This is a genomic window from Shewanella sp. VB17 (assembly GCF_013248905.1).
Classification (GTDB): domain Bacteria; phylum Pseudomonadota; class Gammaproteobacteria; order Enterobacterales; family Shewanellaceae; genus Shewanella.
On record NZ_JABRVS010000001.1, the window covers coordinates 1,716,455 to 1,735,695 of the forward strand.

Annotated in this window: 17 protein-coding genes, 1 pseudogene and 1 riboswitch; of the genes and pseudogenes, 7 read left to right on the top strand and 11 right to left on the bottom strand. The window is 41.0% G+C overall.

Features of this window, described 5'->3' with window-relative positions; all coding sequences use genetic code 11:
• Window positions 1-1,059 precede the first annotated feature (1,059 nt).
• Window positions 1,060-1,959: a pyridoxal kinase PdxY gene (gene pdxY / locus HQQ94_RS07300; RefSeq protein ID WP_173293793.1), complete on the top strand. Its 900-nt coding sequence runs from the start codon at window positions 1,060-1,062 to the stop codon at window positions 1,957-1,959.
• Between the two features lie 249 nt (window positions 1,960-2,208).
• Here the strand turns inward: pdxY and HQQ94_RS07305 are convergent, their stop codons facing one another.
• Complete coding sequence (locus HQQ94_RS07305) at window positions 2,209-2,520, bottom strand: hypothetical protein (protein ID WP_173293794.1); 312 nt, start codon at window positions 2,518-2,520, stop codon at window positions 2,209-2,211.
• Between the two features lie 1,002 nt (window positions 2,521-3,522).
• Window positions 3,523-3,978 (bottom strand): nuclear transport factor 2 family protein, encoded by a 456-nt coding sequence (locus HQQ94_RS07310; protein ID WP_173293795.1) that lies wholly within the window; start codon window positions 3,976-3,978, stop codon window positions 3,523-3,525.
• 203 nt (window positions 3,979-4,181) lie between these two features.
• Here HQQ94_RS07310 and HQQ94_RS22495 point away from each other — a divergent pair.
• A pseudogene (locus tag HQQ94_RS22495) lies at window positions 4,182-4,343 on the top strand (IS110 family transposase); the annotation flags it as partial.
• A gap of 164 nt (window positions 4,344-4,507) precedes the next feature.
• On the opposite strand, the gene HQQ94_RS07315 reads toward HQQ94_RS22495, so the two are convergent.
• The 5 genes from HQQ94_RS07315 to HQQ94_RS07335 form a co-directional block, all read right to left on the bottom strand.
• On the bottom strand, window positions 4,508-4,852 hold the full coding sequence (locus HQQ94_RS07315) for a hypothetical protein (protein ID WP_173293796.1): 345 nt from the start codon (window positions 4,850-4,852) through the stop codon (window positions 4,508-4,510).
• A gap of 9 nt (window positions 4,853-4,861) precedes the next feature.
• On the bottom strand, window positions 4,862-5,521 hold the full coding sequence (locus HQQ94_RS07320) for a DUF2913 family protein (RefSeq protein ID WP_173293797.1): 660 nt from the start codon (window positions 5,519-5,521) through the stop codon (window positions 4,862-4,864).
• Window positions 5,522-5,581: 60 nt separating this feature from the next.
• A complete protein-coding gene (locus tag HQQ94_RS07325; RefSeq protein ID WP_173293798.1) occupies window positions 5,582-6,880 on the bottom strand; it encodes a DEAD/DEAH box helicase in 1,299 nt (432 codons plus the stop codon).
• Window positions 6,881-7,055: 175 nt separating this feature from the next.
• Entirely contained in the window at window positions 7,056-8,843 is a 1,788-nt protein-coding gene (locus HQQ94_RS07330) for an aminopeptidase P family protein (protein WP_173293799.1), read from the bottom strand.
• Between the two features lie 241 nt (window positions 8,844-9,084).
• A complete protein-coding gene (locus tag HQQ94_RS07335) occupies window positions 9,085-9,882 on the bottom strand; it encodes a phytochelatin synthase family protein (protein WP_173293800.1) in 798 nt (265 codons plus the stop codon).
• A 277-nt stretch (window positions 9,883-10,159) separates the two neighbouring features.
• Window positions 10,160-10,277, top strand: a riboswitch (cyclic di-GMP riboswitch).
• Between the two features lie 152 nt (window positions 10,278-10,429).
• On the opposite strand from HQQ94_RS07335, the gene HQQ94_RS07340 reads away from it, so the two are divergent.
• Window positions 10,430-13,030: a glycosyl hydrolase family 18 protein gene (locus HQQ94_RS07340; protein ID WP_173293801.1), complete on the top strand. Its 2,601-nt coding sequence runs from the start codon at window positions 10,430-10,432 to the stop codon at window positions 13,028-13,030.
• Between the two features lie 10 nt (window positions 13,031-13,040).
• Window positions 13,041-14,732 carry a chitinase gene (locus HQQ94_RS07345; protein WP_173293802.1) on the top strand — a complete coding sequence of 564 codons (1,692 nt, stop codon included), beginning with the start codon at window positions 13,041-13,043 and terminating at the stop codon, window positions 14,730-14,732.
• Between the two features lie 54 nt (window positions 14,733-14,786).
• On the opposite strand, the gene HQQ94_RS07350 is transcribed toward HQQ94_RS07345, so the two are convergent.
• The 3 genes from HQQ94_RS07350 to HQQ94_RS07360 all read right to left on the bottom strand — a co-directional run bounded on the left by HQQ94_RS07350 (window position 14,787) and on the right by HQQ94_RS07360 (window position 16,384).
• Complete coding sequence (locus HQQ94_RS07350; RefSeq protein WP_173293803.1) at window positions 14,787-15,257, bottom strand: FKBP-type peptidyl-prolyl cis-trans isomerase; 471 nt, start codon at window positions 15,255-15,257, stop codon at window positions 14,787-14,789.
• A gap of 136 nt (window positions 15,258-15,393) precedes the next feature.
• Window positions 15,394-15,663 carry a DUF1294 domain-containing protein gene (locus HQQ94_RS07355; RefSeq protein ID WP_254304017.1) on the bottom strand — a complete coding sequence of 90 codons (270 nt, stop codon included), beginning with the start codon at window positions 15,661-15,663 and terminating at the stop codon, window positions 15,394-15,396.
• Between the two features lie 241 nt (window positions 15,664-15,904).
• Window positions 15,905-16,384 carry a hotdog fold domain-containing protein gene (locus HQQ94_RS07360; RefSeq protein WP_173293805.1) on the bottom strand — a complete coding sequence of 160 codons (480 nt, stop codon included), beginning with the start codon at window positions 16,382-16,384 and terminating at the stop codon, window positions 15,905-15,907.
• Window positions 16,385-16,596: 212 nt separating this feature from the next.
• On the opposite strand from HQQ94_RS07360, the gene HQQ94_RS07365 reads away from it, so the two are divergent.
• The 3 genes from HQQ94_RS07365 (at window position 16,597) to HQQ94_RS07375 (ending at window position 18,530) form a co-directional block, all read left to right on the top strand.
• Window positions 16,597-17,559, top strand: a complete 963-nt coding sequence (locus HQQ94_RS07365; RefSeq protein WP_173293806.1) for a DUF368 domain-containing protein — start codon at window positions 16,597-16,599, stop codon at window positions 17,557-17,559.
• Window positions 17,556-17,756: a hypothetical protein gene (locus HQQ94_RS07370; RefSeq protein WP_173293807.1), complete on the top strand. Its 201-nt coding sequence runs from the start codon at window positions 17,556-17,558 to the stop codon at window positions 17,754-17,756. The genes HQQ94_RS07365 and HQQ94_RS07370 overlap by 4 nt, the downstream gene beginning before the upstream one ends.
• Before the next feature lie 189 nt (window positions 17,757-17,945).
• Window positions 17,946-18,530: a putative adhesin gene (locus HQQ94_RS07375; RefSeq protein WP_173293808.1), complete on the top strand. Its 585-nt coding sequence runs from the start codon at window positions 17,946-17,948 to the stop codon at window positions 18,528-18,530.
• 83 nt (window positions 18,531-18,613) lie between these two features.
• On the opposite strand, the gene HQQ94_RS07380 is transcribed toward HQQ94_RS07375, so the two are convergent.
• On the bottom strand, window positions 18,614-18,958 hold the full coding sequence (locus HQQ94_RS07380; RefSeq protein WP_173293809.1) for a DUF3634 family protein: 345 nt from the start codon (window positions 18,956-18,958) through the stop codon (window positions 18,614-18,616).
• Window positions 18,959-19,241 lie beyond the last annotated feature (283 nt).

The following is a 19,241-nucleotide window of genomic DNA, read 5'->3' on the forward strand; positions in this document are numbered from 1 at the left end:
CATAGACATATATGGACGCTCCCGGTTAGTCAAGGAAAATAAATCCATAGACAGCCATCATAAATAAATCCATAGACATATATGGACGCTCCCGGTTAGTCAAGGTAATACTCATCTAACCAAGGTATTTTTTGACCTTAGTTTCTTTGTTAACTATTACCTCTCGTTACGTGTTTATTGACTGACTCTTTTCGCTTTAAGCGATAGTGCTGACCTTCTTGTTACAGTAAGAGGCGGGCTTAACACGTTCTCTTTTTAGAGAAAATGCGCCCCTGATGAATTCCGTACCTACACACCTAAAAGTATTTGAACAGCCAGTCGGGTTATTAACCCTTGTCTCTAACGGGTTTATGTAGGATGAACTGAGTCTTTTCTCATCAATTTAACACTTACCTAAAAGGTGACTATCAAGCGCTCACAACAGCCACTCGGGCTCAGTACAGGCCCTTGTCTTGAACGAGCTTTGCTTGATAGTCGATACCGTTAACATTATCGGACACACAATATTATCTCTGCCGTTTGGCCGATTTGTGCTTGATAACGTGTTTGTTTTTTCAATAATATCCACATCAACCTTGCCAGTTTATGTGCTGTCGCTACTGCGGTCTTATTAAAGCCTATTCGCGCTTTTAATTGGGTTATCCATTGGTTGAGTGCATCATCTTTTGTGTGTGTTAATGAACAAGAATATCATATGAGGCGTATGCTAAAGGGATCCTGCAAGCGCTGAGTAATGCAAAGCTTGAAGCAAGAGTCTAAGAAAGCGGGTTCTATGTTCACTAAGAGATGGATGGCAGTTTACTCTCTTTGTTAGACGACTCAGTTATATGAGCTTAACACTCCTTCCTTTCATGAGTTGATAGTTACAAAACATAGAGCGTTCGCTAGAATATAGATATGTTATTGATTAACAATGGCTGGCTATGATTTTATTTTTTAAGATAGGAGCATTTGGCTATTTTTTATTTTCTTAAATAAGATTAACCCTTGGTTTTTCAAGGGTTATCGTTTAATTTAGGACACATAAACCTTACTCTGTCTTTTAATTATGGTGATGTTATGAAACGTGTTCTTTCCATTCAATCTCATGTAGTGTTTGGTTGTGCAGGCAACAGTGCAGCGGTCTTTCCAATGCGAAGAATGGGAATAGAAGTGTGGCCAATTAACACGGTGCAGTTTTCAAATCACACGCAATATCAACAAGGTTGGAAAGGCATCGCCATGCCTGCGGGCCATATTTCAGAATTGCTTGATGGCCTGTCAGCCATTGAAGCCACAAAAATGTGTGATGCGATCTTAAGTGGTTACTTAGGATCCGCCGCGCAAGGCCAAGAAATTATGACGGCGGTTAAAAAAATAAAACAAGATAACCCCAATGCGATTTACTTTTGCGATCCTGTGATGGGACACCCTGAAAAAGGCTGTATAGTCGCACCCGAAGTGGAAGTGTTTTTTAAAGAATCGGCATTAGCATCAGCAGACATCATAGCGCCAAATTTACTTGAGCTAGAAAGTTTATCGGGCATGACCATTAACACGTTAGAGCAAGTTATTGCAGCGAATGAGCAACTGCTTGAAAAAGGCGTAAAGATGGTATTGGTGAAACATTTAAGCCGTGCAGGCATTCAAAAAGGCTGTTTTGAAATGCTATTAACCACCAAAGAAGGCAGTTATCACATTTCACGTCCTTTATATGACTTTGATGAAAAGCGTCAGCCAGTCGGAGCCGGTGATTTAATCAGCGCTGTGATGTTGGCCAATTTAATGGCGGGATATTCAGCTGTCGATGCATTTGAGCGAACGAACGCTGCCGTTGATTCTGTGATGAAAGAAACCTTTAAGCAAGGGGCGTATGAGTTACAGCTTATTGAGTCACAAGCACAATTCAACGCGCCAAATATTAGGGTAAACGCAACAAAAGTGGCTTACCCCGTTATGTTTCACAACGCAATAACCTAACAATCATCAAGCCATCCATCATAAAACATGGGCTAATATGATGATGGTCAGTGATTGATAACACCTCTATTTAGGTGGCCAAATTAACTATACCTATTTACCTCGGCTCTGGCATCCTGCTTCGCTCTACCTCCTAAATCCATTTAGTCGTGTGCGGAGCCGCGTGCAGTGTGGTGTGGGGGCTGGAGGTTAGATACCTCCGATTACTCGATTAGCAATATTACACTCTAACTTAGCCACTAGTTAGTTCTATTGACGATTGAACTCTTCATATCGCTTTTCTATATGTAAATATTGATCTTCCCAATTATTTTCAACAGCAATATTTTTTAACACCGAAGGTGGCTTAAATAAGTTAATAACTTCAGTTAAGTCTATAACTGAAGAGCACTCTAGATCAGATTTGATTTTCTCAACTTTTTCAATAATGGATGTGCAATCAGATTTTTTAGAAATCTCAAGGTTACATAGGATTATTGTTAAGAATCCAATTTTCAACTCGTTCATTTTAACTTCTAAATCAGAAGCTTTTTTATTTCTACTAAATAACCAATTCCACATAAATATCCTTACACTGCTAACGCCCAATTAACAGGCAAAAAATATGTTGGCTAAAATAAGCGACGAAGGAGTATAAGCCAACTGTTTTTTGTCCTTGTTTAATTTCTTGTGTACGCCCAGCATGAGCATGAACTCATGGGGTGACTTTCTATTATACATAAGCTCTGTAGGAAGGTCACCGTTCAATAACATACAGTTATTAAACGTTATTAACTATTAGCGAATGGCAAGGGCTTATCCGTGAAGAATTTGTCTAAAGGAGTGATATGTTGCTCCTGCAATATTTGAATTTCCACCATCCTTGGTGGTCGAGCCGCTAGCCCTATTAAGGATTAAAGAGAGCGTGTTAATGAACAAGAATATCATATGAGGCGTAGGCTAGAGGGAGACAAAATCCATAGACAGCCATTGTTAATTGAGTTAAAACCCAGCTAAATTTATTAACTTTTTCCAAATCCATTTAAGAACACCTAACCCAAAGAACATAACAGCTTATTAATTAGCTACAGCAATAACATTGTTATCTGTGCGTCTCGATAACATTCCACTTCCTAGCATAACTCATTGTTTTAGATGATGACACTAACAAAGCTCGGACATTATCTACACATCATCACGTCGATAGATAGATATTTGATTGTTACCAACAAAAAGTACATAGACCGCAAAAGTACATTGATTAACAATGGCTGGCTATGATTTTCGCAACACTCCTTCCTTTCATGAGTTGATATTTGCAGAACGTTGAAGGCTCGCGGGGATGTCGGTATGTTATTGATTAACAATGGCTGGCTATGATTTTCTTATATTTGATACAGCATAAACTATTAATACAATGCAGCTGGTTAGTAAAGTAAACGCAGCAAAATCAACACCAAAAAACATGAACTTTCAAACATAATTTTTTATCAGCAGCTTTCAATGCATGCACTACATATTACTAAAAAAAAGCTTAAACTTCAGTACGCTTTTTCGCTGGTATTTTGCTACGTTTTTTAGATATTATTTTTTCGTTGCAGAAAATGTTTTACTAATAATCCGCCAACCCTGCTCCCTTTTATACATAACAAGGTAATCTATATAGTTATTTTTTGGGGTATCAAAATCCATTTTTACCATTGCCATGGTATCACCTACAATGTCAACAGAAAGGATTTTCGCAGTCCATGTATCATTAGGCTTTTTAAAAAATGTGGCAAATTCCTTAAATGTATAAATTTTGATAGTTTCTTTGCCTGTTTCTTCATCTAAACTTACTATTTTAGCGTGACCAAAATCCATATCCAAAGCTTTGGCAATTAATTCTTGGTTTGCATTCGCAAGCCCATTAAAATAATTATAAGCTGTTTCAACAACGGCCTGATGTTCTTTATTAATTACAGATTCTGCCTGCGCCACAGCTGACAGATAAGCTATTATAAGTATAAACTTTACCAAGATATTTCTAAATATTTTCATTAACATTCCTAATTTTAAATTTTTATTAATTCCTAATAAATCTACCACGGCCTTACAAAGGAAAGGAGCAATATATGACTTTAATGTGTAACTTGAAGTGTCTATTAGAGAGTTCCTTTCAACTGGAATCAGACAAAACTATGCAAGTTTCCATAGACACAATGCCTCCGAATGTGGGTTGATTTAACAAACCAGAGGCTAGTATAACTAAACATAAAATACTTTTCGTTTGCTTAGACACTCATAAATTATTTGCTGAAATCACTTACATCGAAGGTGAGCGTTGAAGCAAAGCTATCCACTTAGGTTGTATACTCTGTAATAAAGTCGCATTGACTAAATGGGCTCAACAACTTCAGTCTAAATCCCTGATTAACAATTGCTGGCTATGATGTTGTCTGACTTTCAAGGAAAGGAAGAAATGTCTTATTTTATATGGAAAAAAATAGACCATTTAGTCGTGCGGAGCCGCATGCAGGGGGGGAGATTAGAGACTTCCGGCTACCCGTATATATTTTATTTACAACAACTATCTATCAATACGAAATAGACCGTAAGTATCTTTTGAATAAATATTGTATCCATCAATGCACCCGCTGACTCTTACCTTAACAGTTTTAGCTGCAACCAGAGCAGTGGTTGAAAGTGATATTACATTATTTAGATGACTGTGATCACCCTCTACTATAATGATATTCTTATAGGTACAGTCGCTACCAGTAATATCTTTGTTTAAAGTTATAAAATAGGCGCCATCACCACGCTGTAAAACTTCATCAACAATTGCACCCTCAACGGTAAAAACACCAGCAATAACATTTGAAGTGTGTAAGATAGCAGCTATTGTAGCGACTGAAAATTTTTTTTTAATCATTGTTAAACCTCATTTTGATGATATGTAATGTTTATAAGCTTTTGTAAGGATAGCTAAAGCGGGTTGCTCATTATTAGGGAAGATCCGATACGCTTTATGGTGTTTAATCAAGCTGGATTTTTTATCGCCTTGACTGATTAATAAACCGAATGTCGCCGCTGTTTGTGCCAATAACTGTTCATTGGCGCGTACATACAGGGTGATGGGTTTAACGATATTTTGCTCTTTTATGCGAGTTTGATATTGATCAGCCGAAATGATCAGGCTATGGCGACCATCACTGGCTAATTTAAGCTTAGTGTCGACGTTGGCGTCGAGAATGATAAGCCAGTCATTTTGTTCAAGATGAGTCAGTAGTGCCTGTAAGGCATCGCCTAAGTGCACACAGGCTTGAGCTGCACTGTACTGATCATTAATACGATTAAATAGCGAGGGCAGTTGAGCCCCTGCGCCCATGCTTCTGGCATCGCTGATCCACTGAGTTAGATCATTGGCAATAAGCTTTGCAAAACGGCGCTCTTTTAATGCTTGCACCATCCAGCTGCACAAAAAGTGGCTTTCAGCGGTGGCAGTGTTAATCGCATTACCATTGGCGGCTCTTTGCTCAAGTGCCGCAAGCCCTGCTTGCACGAGTTGTAAAAGGGCTTGATTATAAGTTTGCTCAGTCATGGGCTCTCTATTCAGTGTTGTACTACATTCAGTGTTGTACTACGGCGACGACTAACGCATTTACTTTGATTTTTTTATCTTAGCGTTAGATGAGTTTTTCACTTTTACGCGACGACCTTGCATATTACGCTCAGCAATGACTTGCTCAGATACGTTGTCTTGACGATGCTGTTTTTTGGCAAAACTGCGGCGTGTTTGCAGTTGTTTTATCAATAATTCACGGCTACCGACTTCATATCCTGGGATGGTGATACGGGGCAGTTTTTTACCAATAAGCTTTTCGATATCGGCTAAGGTACGTTCTTCTTCACGGCTAACTAAAGAAATAGCGACACCGGACTTACCTGCGCGGCCAGTACGACCGATACGGTGAACATAATCTTCAGCTAAGAAAGGCAGATCATAGTTGACCACATAGGCTAAATCTTGGATATCCAAACCACGTGCAGCGACTTCTGTCGCGACTAATACACGTACCTTGCCCTCTTTAAACTCGCGCAGTGCACGGCGACGGTTGCCTTGGGCTTTTTCACCGTGAACGACCGATGAAGTAATGCCATCTAAGTTTAATTCTTTAACCAGTTTGTCAGCAGCGTCGCGAGTGGCGGTAAACACTAATACCTGCTGCCAGTTTTTCTTGCCGATCAACTCAGAGACAAGCTCGCGTTTACGACGTTGCTCGACAGGATAAACCACTTGGCTGACGGTATCTGCGGTGGTGTTTTGCTTATCGACGCTGATGAGTTTAGGTTTGACTAAAATATCATTGGCCAGTTTTTTTACCGATGCAGAGAAGGTGGCTGAAAACAGCATTTTTTGGCTGCTCTTATTTGCTGCTTGTAATACTTTTTGGATATCGGCAATAAAGCCCATATCGAGCATGCGATCCGCTTCATCTAATACGATAAAGTCAACATTTGAAAGGGTTAAGTTACAGGCTTGAATATGTTCGAGTAGGCGACCTGGTGTTGCGACGATAATGTCCGCGCCACGTTTAATTTTTTGCGCTTGAGTTTCAAGTTTTACCCCGCCATAGAGGGTGATGACTGATATTTGCATATGCTTGCTGTAATCATTGATATTATCAGCAATTTGACTGGCTAGTTCACGGGTTGGTGTCAATATCAGCGCCCGCGTGTTAGAACGCTGAGTCTCACTTGGTTTGTCTATCATTCTTTGTAAAATAGGCAAAGCAAATGCGGCTGTTTTACCTGTGCCAGTTTGGGCACTGGCCAGTACATCTTGGCCGCGACGAATAGCGGGGATCGCTTCTTGCTGAACTGGCGTCATTTTCTGATAACCACATTCAGAGATAGCGCGTAAAATCTCGGGAGCAAAACTAAAAGATTCGAATCTCATCTTGGGTTTCCTGTATTAAACCAATTCCCGACTGACCATCATTGGCGCCGGTTTCGCGAGTAAAAGCCATCAAAATGGCGGTGGCGGAGTATAGCAAGTCCACACTCAAAGCTCAATTAAGAGTTACTTTTGGGCTTGCGAGCGATCTTGGCAAAATCGCTGTTTGATTGGTGCTTTAGATAGCTTTAGTCGCATGTGTTAACCAAGTAAGTTCATCGCCCTGCATGAATGGAGATAAGGTTGTTAAAACAAGTTGGTGATAATCGTTAAACCAATTTATTTCAGTCTCTGTGAGCAGGCTTTTGTCGATAAGACGAGAGTCCATAGGGATCATGGTGAGGGCGCTAAACTCAAACATCTCTCGCTCAATCCCTGCTAATGCTTCACAGGGGCGAACGTACACAAGGTTTTCTAGACGGATACCGAATTCATTGGCTCGGTAGTAACCTGGTTCATTGGAGAGCACCATTCCGGGAAGCAGCGGGACATCATTACTGTTTTTTCCGATCCGTTGTGGCCCTTCATGGACGTTTAAGCAGTGACCGACACCATGGCCCGTGCCATGATCATAATCAAAACCGTGTTGCCAAAGGTATTGGCGCGCAAACCCATCGAGTTGTTGCCCTGTGGTTCCGCGAGGAAAGCGTGCTTGATCTAAGGCAATGTGTCCTTTTAGGACTAAGGTCACCATCTTTCTTTGTTCATCGCTGACCTGACCGATAGCGATGGTACGAGTAACATCTGTGGTGCCATCGAGGTATTGAGCCCCAGAGTCTACAAGATAGAGGCTGTTATTGGTCATTAATGCTGGCGTGCCATTGTTGTGGTTGTAATGACACATGGCTGCGTTGGCACCTACCGCAGAGATGGTATCGAAACTTGGCTCTAGGTATTGTGAGTCGCTTAAACGAAAGGTTTCTAGCTTATCGGCAAGTTGACCTTCATCAAAGAAGTTGTCGGCTGCGACTTCAGTGTCTAGCCAGGCCAGAAAGCGAGTGACGGCAACACCATCACGGATATGACAGGCTTTTATGCCGGCAAGTTCGCTGGGGTTCTTCTGCGCCTTGATGAGAGAGACGGGATCAGAGCCTGCAATTAAGTTGGCACCAGCTTGTTCTGCGGTCAGTTGTGACCATGCGTTGGCTGAGTGTGGATCTGCCAGTAGTTTACTGCCCGAAAGCGACTTTAAGGTTGGTTCTAGCTCAGTTTCAGCTTTAAAGCTGACTCCAGTACCGACATGGGTATTAATTCCTGTCGGCAGTTTATCTAATTGAGTAAAAACGAGCATATCACCGTTGGCGTGGAGTAGTGCTGAGCCTAAGATAACAGGTAAGCGAGGCACATCGCTGCCACGAATATTGAGCAACCAGCAAAATGAATCAAGCGAGGTGATAAGGGCCATATCAGCGCCAGAGTGGTTAACTATGTTACCGATCTCAAGGCGTTTTTGTTGACTGGTTTTTCCGGCGCTGTGGTGATCAAATAAGATTGCCGGCGCCGCTGAAGCCGCGGGTCTGTTTTGCCAATGGTTGTCGATAGGATTATCTTTAATAGCAATAAGTTGCATTGAGGCTTTAGTGAATTCAGTATTTGCTTTTTTTTGCCAACTTAATGGATGTAAGCGTGGATCATAGCCGATACGGGCATCAGCCGATAAAGTATCGACTAACCACTGAATTTGTGGAGTATCAGTTAGGCTTAAATATTGAAAAAGTTCACTATCTACCTGTTGTCGGACTTGCAAGGTGTAACGGCCATCGACAAAAATTGCTGCGCTATTTTTTAATACGATAACCATTCCTGCTGAGCCTGTGAAATGGCTTATCCATTGCAAGCGTTCATTACGTTCTGGTACATATTCACCTAAATACTCATCGGCCCGTGGGATAATAAACGCATCGAGGTTATCTTGGGCCATGTCGTGACGCACAGCATCGAGGCGTGAGGCAATGGTAGGTATCATATTAGCTCCAGTGATGGCTGAACGTGTGGATATGGGATGTTGATCAGCAGGGGTTAGCATTGCCTATGATTATCGCAGCTAACATTAGACTAGGGAAGTGACGCAAGCGTGATTTTTTTCATGTAGATTTAGCGTATATGTCAGCTACTTAAGCTTTTTTCGCGAATAATGGTTGCAATTAGCGACATTTTGCCACTATTTTCGAATGATTGTTAACACGAAAATAGTGGGCAGAGTAAGGTTAAGCTTCTGTGATAATCACAAAACCACGGGTTTTATTTTGATCTTGAGTTGCCATTGCTTGCAATAGATCGTGTGTGCTGACCCATACCCATGTTTGATAGGTGTTAGATACGTCCATAATAAGAAATGAATCGGATGTTTCATCATAGGCGGCTAAAGGTGAAAAGTGCCCACTACCCTGTTGATTTAAGGTCTTTCTAGAATAATTAGCGATCACATAGCTATCGGGTTGCTCAAGGGCACGTTTGAGTTGTTCCTTGGTTGATAGGACATAATTAGCATCGTCGAGTTGCTTTGGCATGACATTGGTGGATTGAACCTTTAGGGCTAAAGATTCGGCCAGCGCCGTGATCTCAGATAGCTGCATACCGTAATCGTGTTTTCCGCCTTTAATTTTAGGCTCACCTAATATCTGTGCCCGTGTTTTGTTGCTCTCTTTGAGTATCGACTCTTGGCTGTAGCGATGAAATAGGGGACTGACGCCTTTGGGGAAATAAGCGCCTTCAGCTTGAGTGAGGCGACTGTTATCTAAAGGAATGTCGGTATTTTCCGGGGAAGATCGCAGGGTATTAGCAATAATGACCATAGAAGCCACACCGCAGAAGGTCTTATTTGATTGTCCTTCAAATTGAGGGGCTAAATGGAAAAAATCTTGTTTTATCTTGGCAGCGCTGAGCCGGCTGACTCCCTCTTGGCTAGCCCAATCTAGAGTGTCGCCTGCAAAACTTGGAGCTTGTGATAATAACAAGATAAAGCAAGTCAGAGGGGCTAAGTATCGCTTCTTTTTTAATAACATCTAAAGTCTCATTAAAGTGAATACCTGTGCTGACAGGCATGATCTAATTATCGAGAGGTATTTTTAAGAATGACCACTTAATTTACCAATTAAATTTTATTCATTTAGATTAATTTTTGTTGGTCTAATAGGTATCTCTGCGGCTTTTTAAAGGCTGTTTAGCATGCTAATAAATCATCAATTTACATAAAAGTAAGCATGTGACATTGCATATTTTATCAAATATTACCTATGCTAATAATGGCTGACAGCGTTGTCATCCTATCGCTAACATGTATCTATATAAAGGCAGACCAACATAAAAGTTGGCACGCAAAGCCTCCAAATTAAAGAGATGGTTTGAGAGGGAGAGCTCTCAAAATCATGGTGGTATCTATGAACGTGGGGATATTACAGGGCGTTTCTTCATGTAGTGCTCGATGATTCAGATTACTGATAAGGTCAATGGATCAGGTACTCGTGGTATTCAAGATAGGCTTTACTCCTGTTGGTGCTTTGTTTGTCTTATTTTGATGAATGTATAAAAATAACAGAATAAGGACATCCAATGGTTAATACAAAACTATTCATGGCTGGGTTAGTCGTTGTAGGGGGGATTTCAACATCAGTGTATGCCGCCCCTGGAAAACCGACTATCGGCTGGGGTGAAACAAAATTTTCGATTATAGAAGTCAATCAATCTGCTTCTGCATATAACCAACTTGTGACGGTTAAGGATGCCGCCGAGGTCTCTGTTAGTTGGAGTTTGTGGAGTGGCTCACTCGGTGATAGAGCTAAAGTGTTACTTGATGGGGTTGAGGTGTGGTCTGGAGCATCAACGGCTTCTGGGGTCGCTAATTTTAATGTGCGCCAAGGTGGGCGTTATCAAATGCAGGTGGCGTTATGTGATGTTGACGGCTGTACGTTAAGTGACGAGAAATCCATTATTGTTGCTGACACCGATGGTAGTCATCTATTGCCGCTCGATACTCAGTTTGGTGAAAACAATCAACCTTATACTAATCAATCTGGCAAGGTGGTTGGCAGCTACTTTGTTGAGTGGGGGGTGTATGGCCGCCAATTCCCGTTAGATAAGGTTCCGACCAAGAATCTCACTCATATTCTTTATGGTTTCACGCCTATTTGTGGCGGTGATGGCATCAATGACAGTTTGAAAGAAATAGAAGGGAGTTTTCAATCGCTGCAGCGTGCTTGTAGTGGCCGTGAAGATTTTAAGGTGGCGATTCACGATCCGTGGGCTGCGCTGCAAATGCCTCAGTTAGGTGTCAGCGAATATTCAGACCCTTATAAGGGCAATTTTGGCCAGTTAATGGCCCTTAAACAGGCACAACCTGATCTTATTATTCTTCCTTCTGTTGGCGGCTGGACCTTATCTGATCCTTTTTACTTTTTGGGCGATAAAATTAAGCGTGATCGTTTTGTCGCTTCAGTGAAAGAGTTTTTACAGACTTGGAAGTTTTTTGATGGGGTTGATATCGATTGGGAATTTCCTGGTGGCAAAGGGGCGAATCCTGACTTAGGCGATCCTGAAACAGACGGTGAAACCTATGTTTTACTGATGAAAGAGTTACGTGCCATGCTTGATGAGTTAAGCATTGAAACCGGAAGGGATTACCAGTTAACCTCAGCGATTAGTGCGGGTGCGGATAAAATTGCGATAGTCGATTACCAAGATGCACAGCAATACATGGATCATATTTTTCTGATGACTTATGACTTCTACGGAGGATGGTCTAATACTGATTTAAACCATCAGACTGCGCTTTATGCCGCAAGCTGGAAACCAGAGACTGAATACACTACTGAGATAGCCGTAAACAAACTGTTAGCACAGGGGGTGACACCAGAAAAAATAGTGATTGGTACGGCCATGTATGGCCGTGGTTGGACTGGGGTTAATGATTATCAAGATGGCAATCCATTTACGGGAACAGCAACAGGAAAAGTAAAAGGAACTTGGGAAGGTGGCGTTGTCGATTATCGTCAGATAGTGAATGAATATATGTCTGGTGAATGGCAATACGAATATGATGAAGTTGCTGAGGCGCCTTATGTATTTAAACCATCAACGGGTGATTTAATTACTTTCGATGATCCTCGCTCTGTTAAAGCCAAAGGTCAGTATGTCACAAGGCATCAGTTAGGTGGGTTATTTGCTTGGGAAATCGATGCTGATAATGGTGATATTCTCAATGCCATGCATGAAGGTTTAGGTCATGGAGATGACACAATTCCACCTGTGAATAAGGCGCCAATTGCCAATGCTGGAATGGCGCAGCGAGTAACAGGGCCTGTTGATGTGACTCTTAATGGCAGCTTATCTCGCGATCCTGAAAATAAGGTGCTGACTTATGCATGGTCACAAATATCGGGTCCTGTTTTAGTGTTAGGTAATGTGGATAAGGCACAAGTGAGTTTCACTTTACCGATAACCGTTACCGATATTGTTTATGAGTTCTCATTGACAGTAACAGATCCTGAAGGTTTATTTGGTAGTGCATCAACTTCTGTCATTAATATGGCGCCTCAAGCTAATCGAGCTCCTGAGGTGCTACTTGATGCGAATGTATCAGTAAATTCAGCTAAACAAGTGACGATTAAAGCCAATGCCAGCGATCCTGATGGTGATAGCTTGACCTATAACTGGACGGTACCAGCAGGCTTAACAGTCACAGGTGACAGCTCTGATACTTTAGTCGTGACGGCGCCGAATGTGGCAGAAGATAGTACTTACACCTTAAGCCTCTTGGTTTCTGATGGCAGTTTGGATGCATCGGCTCAAACAGTATTGACAGTGAAAGCTGCATTACCTAATGATTGTGACATTATTGATCCCGATGCTGATAATTATCCAGCTTGGGTTTCCACAAAGGTCTATAACACCGATGATATTGTTAGCCATCAATGTGTAGTCTGGAAGGCTAAATATTGGACTCGCGCTAATGAACCGAGTGTGACAGCAGATCAATGGTTACTGATGAGCAGTGCTAGCTCAGCGTGGAATCCAGACATTGCTTATCATGGTGGTGATAAAACTACACATAATACTCATACTTGGCAGGCTAAATGGTGGACTAAAGGTGAAGAACCTGGCGTGACGTCTGCTTGGGATGATCTTGGTGTTACGACGGTTAAGTCACAAGATTAAGGACATGGCGATGAAGCATGATTTATTTACCATGTTAACAGTGGCAAGCTTAACCAGTTTTTCATCTTCCTTACTTGCAGTTGAGGCGGTTCATTTTACTCAAGATGAAATAGATGCAAAAGAAACGGCATTGACAGACTTTCCTTTAATGCGAGCGGTTAAATCATCAATAGCTACTCGTGATAATCGTATTGTTGAGAGAGTAACGGCAGGAAATGTGAATAATCCTGCTAATGTCAAACGACTAGAATCGATTGTCAGTGAGGTACAATTTGAGTTTCTCTTTCCCGTAAGAGCCGATGAATATACCTACCAAGGTTTACTTAGAGCGGCGGCTAAATTTCCAGCTTTATGTGGTGACTATGATGAAGGAGATGCTGATGCCATCTGCCGGCAATCACTGGCAACCATGTTTGCGCATTTCGCGCAAGAAACAGGAGCCCATGATAAGTGGTTACCTGAGCCGCAATGGCGGCAGGGTTTGTATTGGGTTCGAGAGATGGGATGGGATGAAACTAAGCAAGGGGGGTACAACACTGAGTGTGATCCAGATAGTTGGCAGGGTGAAGTATGGCCCTGTGGTAAATTTGCCAATGGTGAATATAAGAGCTATTTCGGACGTGGTGCTAAACAGCTTTCTTATAATTACAACTACGGTCCCTTTTCTTATGCCATGTTTGGTGATGTGAGTCTTCTTTTGGACAATCCTGAAAGGGTTGCTGATACTTGGCTTAACCTCGCCAGTGCGGTGTTCTTTTTCACTTATCCTCAGCCGCCTAAACCGTCTATGTTGCATGTGATAGATGGTACTTGGCAACCTAATACACACGACCTTCAAAGCGGCTTAACTGCCGGATTTGGTATGACTACCCATGTTATTAATGGGGGAATTGAGTGCGGTGGAGGCAGTGAAAAACAGCAATCGATAAACCGAATAGAGTACTATCAGGCTCAAGCTCAGTATCTAGGAGTGGAAGTTAAAGACAGTGAAGTGCTTGGTTGTAAAGACATGAAACCGTTTGATGTTAAAGGTGCTGGAGCGATGATGATCTATTGGGAGCTGGATTGGTCTTATATCCCAGGTAATCCTAATGGTGGTAAAAGTTATGCCTGTAAGCTGGTGGGGTACCAGACTCGATACAGCGCATTTAAGCCTGGGGACTATCTGAACTGCTTAATGCACTTTTTTCCTGAAGTGGTTATTGATGACGACAGTGGGCCAACAGATCCTAACAATCAGGCTCCAACGGCTAAGATTTCAGGTGTTGTTGTAGGTGAGGGGGGCTCTGTGGTTGTATTGGATGCTTCTTCATCAAACGATCCTGAAGGTAAGCCATTAAATTATCTTTGGCGTTTACCCGTAGGTGCGCGCAGTGATAGTACAGATAATGTTGACATTACAGTCACCTTGCCAAATCTGAGTGAGGCAAAAGTCTTAAGCTTTAGTGTGACGGTGACAGATGAAGGTGGCTTAACGGATACCGTTCATCATGCTATTAGGGTTCATGGTGGCGATATTCCTGATAACCCTCCGGCTTATCAAGTTGGTTATGCTTACATTTCTGGTGATAAAGTCAGTCATGCTGGTGGTATTTATGAGTGTAAACCTTTCCCATACACCGCTTGGTGTGCTGGGGCTGCATGGGCTTATGAACCGGGTGTGGGGACATCTTGGCAAGATGCTTGGATAGCCCATAAATAGTTTGTTTAGGAGAACATGAAAACGCGCACAGCAGGCGCGTTTTTATTTTGAGGCTTAATCGATACTGAGCAGTTCTACATCAAAAATCAATACTGAGCCGCCGACAATTTTACCTGTACTGCTGCTTCCATAAGCTAACGTACTTGGAATATAGAAACGTGTCTTTTGGCCAACGACCATTAACTGTACTCCTTCTGTCCAACCTTTAATGACTCGATTTAACGGGAAAGCAATAGGTTCTCCCCGTTCAACAGAGCTATCAAATACAGTGCCGTCGATCAGGGTTCCATGATAATGAACGGTAACAGTATCAGTGGCTTTAGGGTGTATTGTTCCTTCGCCATGAGTTAATACCTTATATTGAAGCCCAGATAGTGTTTCAATAACACCCTCACTATGTTTATTCTCAGCCAAGAAAATAGCACCTAGTTTACTGTTTTCCTTAGCAGCTTTTTGATTGTTCATCGAAGTGAAAAAATAAAAGATAACACCAGCGATAAGGACAACGGCTAATAGCATTTTCATTATGTATATTCGTTTTAGGGAAAGTCGAGTGCTATGATATCGAATCCCTTAACGGGGGTAAATATGCTTATTTAACAAATATAGCATGGCCTTTGTTCAGCTTAGTGCTGACGTATTTGTAAGTTGATAGTTAGCGTTACATTAAACGGCTCTGTAATAACCAAGATTGACCGATTGTTGAAATTAACCAGATAAGTATTGTGCAATTTGCGAGTATCATCATCCAAAGGGTTAACCTAAAAGAGTGTTTTTGGGATTTATGCCTTAACCATTTTTGTGCAAGTAATGCCCCTGGCCATCCTCCCATGAAAGACAGTAGTTGTAGCGTGTTTTCACTCGTGCGCCATTCACCTTTACGTGCTGAGGATTTGTCTATAGCGTAGGCAATAAAGGTGATGCAGCTCATCAGCAGATAAATCCATATGAGGGTTTGAGGTAATAACTGTTGCCAAACACAGGTTCCTAAAAAACCAGCTAGACAGCATATAAGTAATAGGCTCAATTGTTCGTGTAATCTACTCTTCTTTTGCTGAATCATGTTATCTAACTGATAATATTAGTGTGATTTTGCTATCATAATTTTTTTTATCATCGATTGGAAGTGGTCACTAAACACGCGGGTACTTAGCTTCAATAAGTCGGTGATATTATATTTTTTTAGGTTTTTCTGAGATCCATAATTTTATTTCGCCTTTAACCACAACCACTCCATCAGTATCATAAGCGGTAACGGGGACCATGAGATCGCCAGGTACCCATTGCTCAGGGTTGACTTGGGCGACACAGCGTATATCGCTATTTGCTTTGGCGGTATAATCTAGACTCATGCCTTTTGGTATCCACCTTAAGTGATGGGGTATCGAAGCTTCGGCCATCACGCCCATCGCCATTTCGAGTCCATTGCATATGGCAATGACGTGTACGGTTTTAATATGATTATGTACAGCAGGGCGTTTTTTTATTAAACACTCGCAGCGATGAGGCCTAAGTTCAGTGATTAAAGGTTTAATGGTGCTGAAATAGGGCGCCATACGCGCCAATATAATTGAAAAGAGTTTATTGCCGCAAGGAAAACGGGTGAGCTTGTTATACAGTGACATTACTTTGGTTTTTGTATGTGTTGTCATCGCAATGCTGCCTAAATATGATTGGTCTGGTCGGATGAGTTAGGGTATAGCAAGAACAAGTAATTAACAATATCTCTTTTTCTCTCGGTTTAACGCCATTTATTAAGGATATTCATTAAGTATGTTGAAAATGAAGTAAACTTCATTTTCCTTTGGCTATCTTTAAACCGTATAATACCCCCTTTATATTTGTCTATATTAGAGGATGAAAATTGAATTTCCTGTTTACCTATTTAAAGGGCATGGCGATGGGGGCTGCCGATGTGGTTCCTGGTGTCTCAGGGGGGACGATAGCGTTTATTACTGGTATTTTAGACACGCTATTGGAGAGCATTCGTCGAATTAATCCTACATTAATTTCAGTCATAAGAAAGCAGGGAATTAAGCAGGCTTTTGAGTATATCAATGGCTCTTTTCTTATGTGTGTTTTCGGCGGAATATTAACCAGTATTTTTTCTTTATCAAAGCTGATCACTTACCTTTTAGCGACTCATCCAATCCCAGTGTGGTCATTTTTCTTCGGACTGATTGTTATCTCAGTGGTCCATATGTTGAAGCAAGTAAAGGGCTTTTCATGTGTTCGACTACTGTTATTTACGCTGGGTGTAGCTTTTGCTTGGGGGATCACTATGTTGAATCCTATCGCACTTGAGATGACGTACCTTAATGTTTTTATTGGCGGTAGTATCGCGATTTGCGCCATGCTGTTACCCGGTATATCAGGCAGTTTTATTTTGTTGTTATTGGGCTTGTATCCTTCTATATTGGCGGCGGCTAAGAATTTTGATATCACTGTATTAGCGATTTTCGCATCTGGTTGTATCTTTGGTTTATTGACATTTAGTCATTTACTCTCTGCTTTGTTACGTAAGTTTCACGATGCCACGCTTATCTTTTTGACTGGGCTAATGTTAGGAACATTAGGTAAAATCTGGCCATGGAAAGAAGTGCTGACTTGGCGGATGAATTCAGCGGGTGAACAGGTCCCTTTGCTGGAGAAAAATCTCTCACCCATGCAGTTTGAACAAGTTACCGGGCAAACGGCTAATATTGCTTGGGCTATAGCGGCATTTGTTTGTGGCATTGTGTTGGTGTGGGCAATGGAGAAATTTGCTGCACGCAGTAATCCGGTTAGCGATAACTTACTAAAAGAAGAAAAGAGTAAACAAAAATGAATTTGAGTCATGTACTACTGATCACCGCACTATTAGGTATTTCTGCTTGTGCAACGTCTGTTTACGACACGATAGAGATGAATGTTGAACAGGATACATCAACAGAGGTATTGGATAATACAACAGATCCTATGGTTGAACATAATGAGCGGCTTATTAAGGAAGGTCGTGAAGATATGTGGCAAAAAAATATTTAGAGAGTAAATATATCGCTGATTTTAGCGCTTAGTTTTAATCGGCTACTATGATGTATTCGTTCAATGATTTTTCTTTTTTGTTTGTAACATATTGTATAATAATATAAATTTTGGTATTCAATCAGAGTGGAGAATGGTAATGTTTAATTAAATTTCACCACATGAATTTAAAATAAAAAGGGTATTAAAGTGATTACTATTTTTATCGGTGGACACGGCCGTCAATCTCCTTTTGAGTATAAGCATTTACCTTTAAATGTATCTATAAAATGGTATGGTGAAATCGGTAAATCGGTATCTAAAATGTATGCCAAACAAGTCTTAAATGGCAGCTTAAATGAAATAGCTGAAACGAAATATGGCGGCATGTATGTAGAACATTATTTATGTGAAACACTCGATCTTGAAGCCAATTCACGTTTACAGGCATTTCAATTAGGACCATGGAATTCAAATACTTATATGATACAACCCAAACCTCCTTCCTGTATTAAACTTTCAGATTTTATCATATATGCTCAAAAAAGGTGGCCAAGTGAACAGTTAGATATAAGGTGGGCTGTATGCAGAACATCAACTTCTGGAGGTGCTTCTCTTACTCATGATTTTCAATCTAATGTTGGTGAGGTTTTTAAAATAAGTGATGGTAAACGTGCAGCCTCTCCAATAAATTCATTAACGTCAAATGTAAATAATGGAACGGTTTGGTTAACTCAATGGAAAAGCAGATTGGTCAAGGACTACTTTTCACCAATCCCCAGCTCTAGTTTTTGATCATTAACATGCTGGAAGGTTTTATGGGAAGAACAAGCATGATTTTTAACTAATTTATGCTCCATTCTTCCGCTATTAGTATATCAGCTGGCTTGCCTGCTATTGTCCACCTGTTTTTTATCGTAATACTCGAAAGGGAATGCATTACGAATTCTCTGAGTTACCTGTTCATTGACGTTAGAAGAGACATGTAGTCTTACTGTTCCCGATTTTTCACATGTTATTGTCCCGGTCAATTTTTCGGCTTTAGCGATGGTACGACACTCTTTTTGAAATTTATCAGGGAGCTTACCTTTGTGGGATGCTAGGCGGCCATCTTTGAAATGCATTTCGAAAATAGTGAGCCCTTTTTTACCACTAAATATCATTTTATAAACGATAAAAATGACAAAAATAATAAAAATGGCTTTCAGCACTGTCGGTGTCATACAGGTGTCCTTTTTGACGGAACATAAGATTAAGATACGCTCAGAATAGGCATTATCATACAAGATAAGAGGCTGCCACATCATATTTCGTTAAGCTCTATTTATACTTTATTGAAAATGGTTTTACTCAATATTATTAACATACTCGTTTATCTATTTCATTGATATCAAATATTGTTACCACTGAGATCCAGAATTTACCATTCATCGCATGTTTGTCCTGCTAAATACCCGATAATAAAGCGTTGTGTTAATTCTATAGAGAGTGTGCAGAATAAGCTGC

What these genes read in the sequence shown, in the direction of transcription:
- HQQ94_RS07340 (WP_173293801.1), top strand. Translation starts at nt 10,430, where the DNA reads ATGGTTAATACAAAACTATTCATGGCTGGGTTAGTCGTTGTAGGGGGG.
- HQQ94_RS07380 (WP_173293809.1), bottom strand. Translation starts at nt 18,958, where the DNA reads ATGACACCGACAGTGCTGAAAGCCATTTTTATTATTTTTGTCATTTTT.
- HQQ94_RS07315 (WP_173293796.1), bottom strand. Translation starts at nt 4,852, where the DNA reads ATGATTAAAAAAAAATTTTCAGTCGCTACAATAGCTGCTATCTTACAC.
- HQQ94_RS07320 (WP_173293797.1), bottom strand. Translation starts at nt 5,521, where the DNA reads ATGACTGAGCAAACTTATAATCAAGCCCTTTTACAACTCGTGCAAGCA.
- HQQ94_RS07310 (WP_173293795.1), bottom strand. Translation starts at nt 3,978, where the DNA reads ATGAAAATATTTAGAAATATCTTGGTAAAGTTTATACTTATAATAGCT.
- pdxY (WP_173293793.1), top strand. Translation starts at nt 1,060, where the DNA reads ATGAAACGTGTTCTTTCCATTCAATCTCATGTAGTGTTTGGTTGTGCA.
- HQQ94_RS07325 (WP_173293798.1), bottom strand. Translation starts at nt 6,880, where the DNA reads ATGAGATTCGAATCTTTTAGTTTTGCTCCCGAGATTTTACGCGCTATC.
- HQQ94_RS07350 (WP_173293803.1), bottom strand. Translation starts at nt 15,257, where the DNA reads ATGAAAATGCTATTAGCCGTTGTCCTTATCGCTGGTGTTATCTTTTAT.
- HQQ94_RS07335 (WP_173293800.1), bottom strand. Translation starts at nt 9,882, where the DNA reads ATGTTATTAAAAAAGAAGCGATACTTAGCCCCTCTGACTTGCTTTATC.
- HQQ94_RS07345 (WP_173293802.1), top strand. Translation starts at nt 13,041, where the DNA reads ATGAAGCATGATTTATTTACCATGTTAACAGTGGCAAGCTTAACCAGT.
- HQQ94_RS07330 (WP_173293799.1), bottom strand. Translation starts at nt 8,843, where the DNA reads ATGATACCTACCATTGCCTCACGCCTCGATGCTGTGCGTCACGACATG.
- HQQ94_RS07355 (WP_254304017.1), bottom strand. Translation starts at nt 15,663, where the DNA reads ATGAGCTGCATCACCTTTATTGCCTACGCTATAGACAAATCCTCAGCA.
- HQQ94_RS07370 (WP_173293807.1), top strand. Translation starts at nt 17,556, where the DNA reads ATGAATTTGAGTCATGTACTACTGATCACCGCACTATTAGGTATTTCT.
- HQQ94_RS07360 (WP_173293805.1), bottom strand. Translation starts at nt 16,384, where the DNA reads ATGACAACACATACAAAAACCAAAGTAATGTCACTGTATAACAAGCTC.
- HQQ94_RS07305 (WP_173293794.1), bottom strand. Translation starts at nt 2,520, where the DNA reads ATGTGGAATTGGTTATTTAGTAGAAATAAAAAAGCTTCTGATTTAGAA.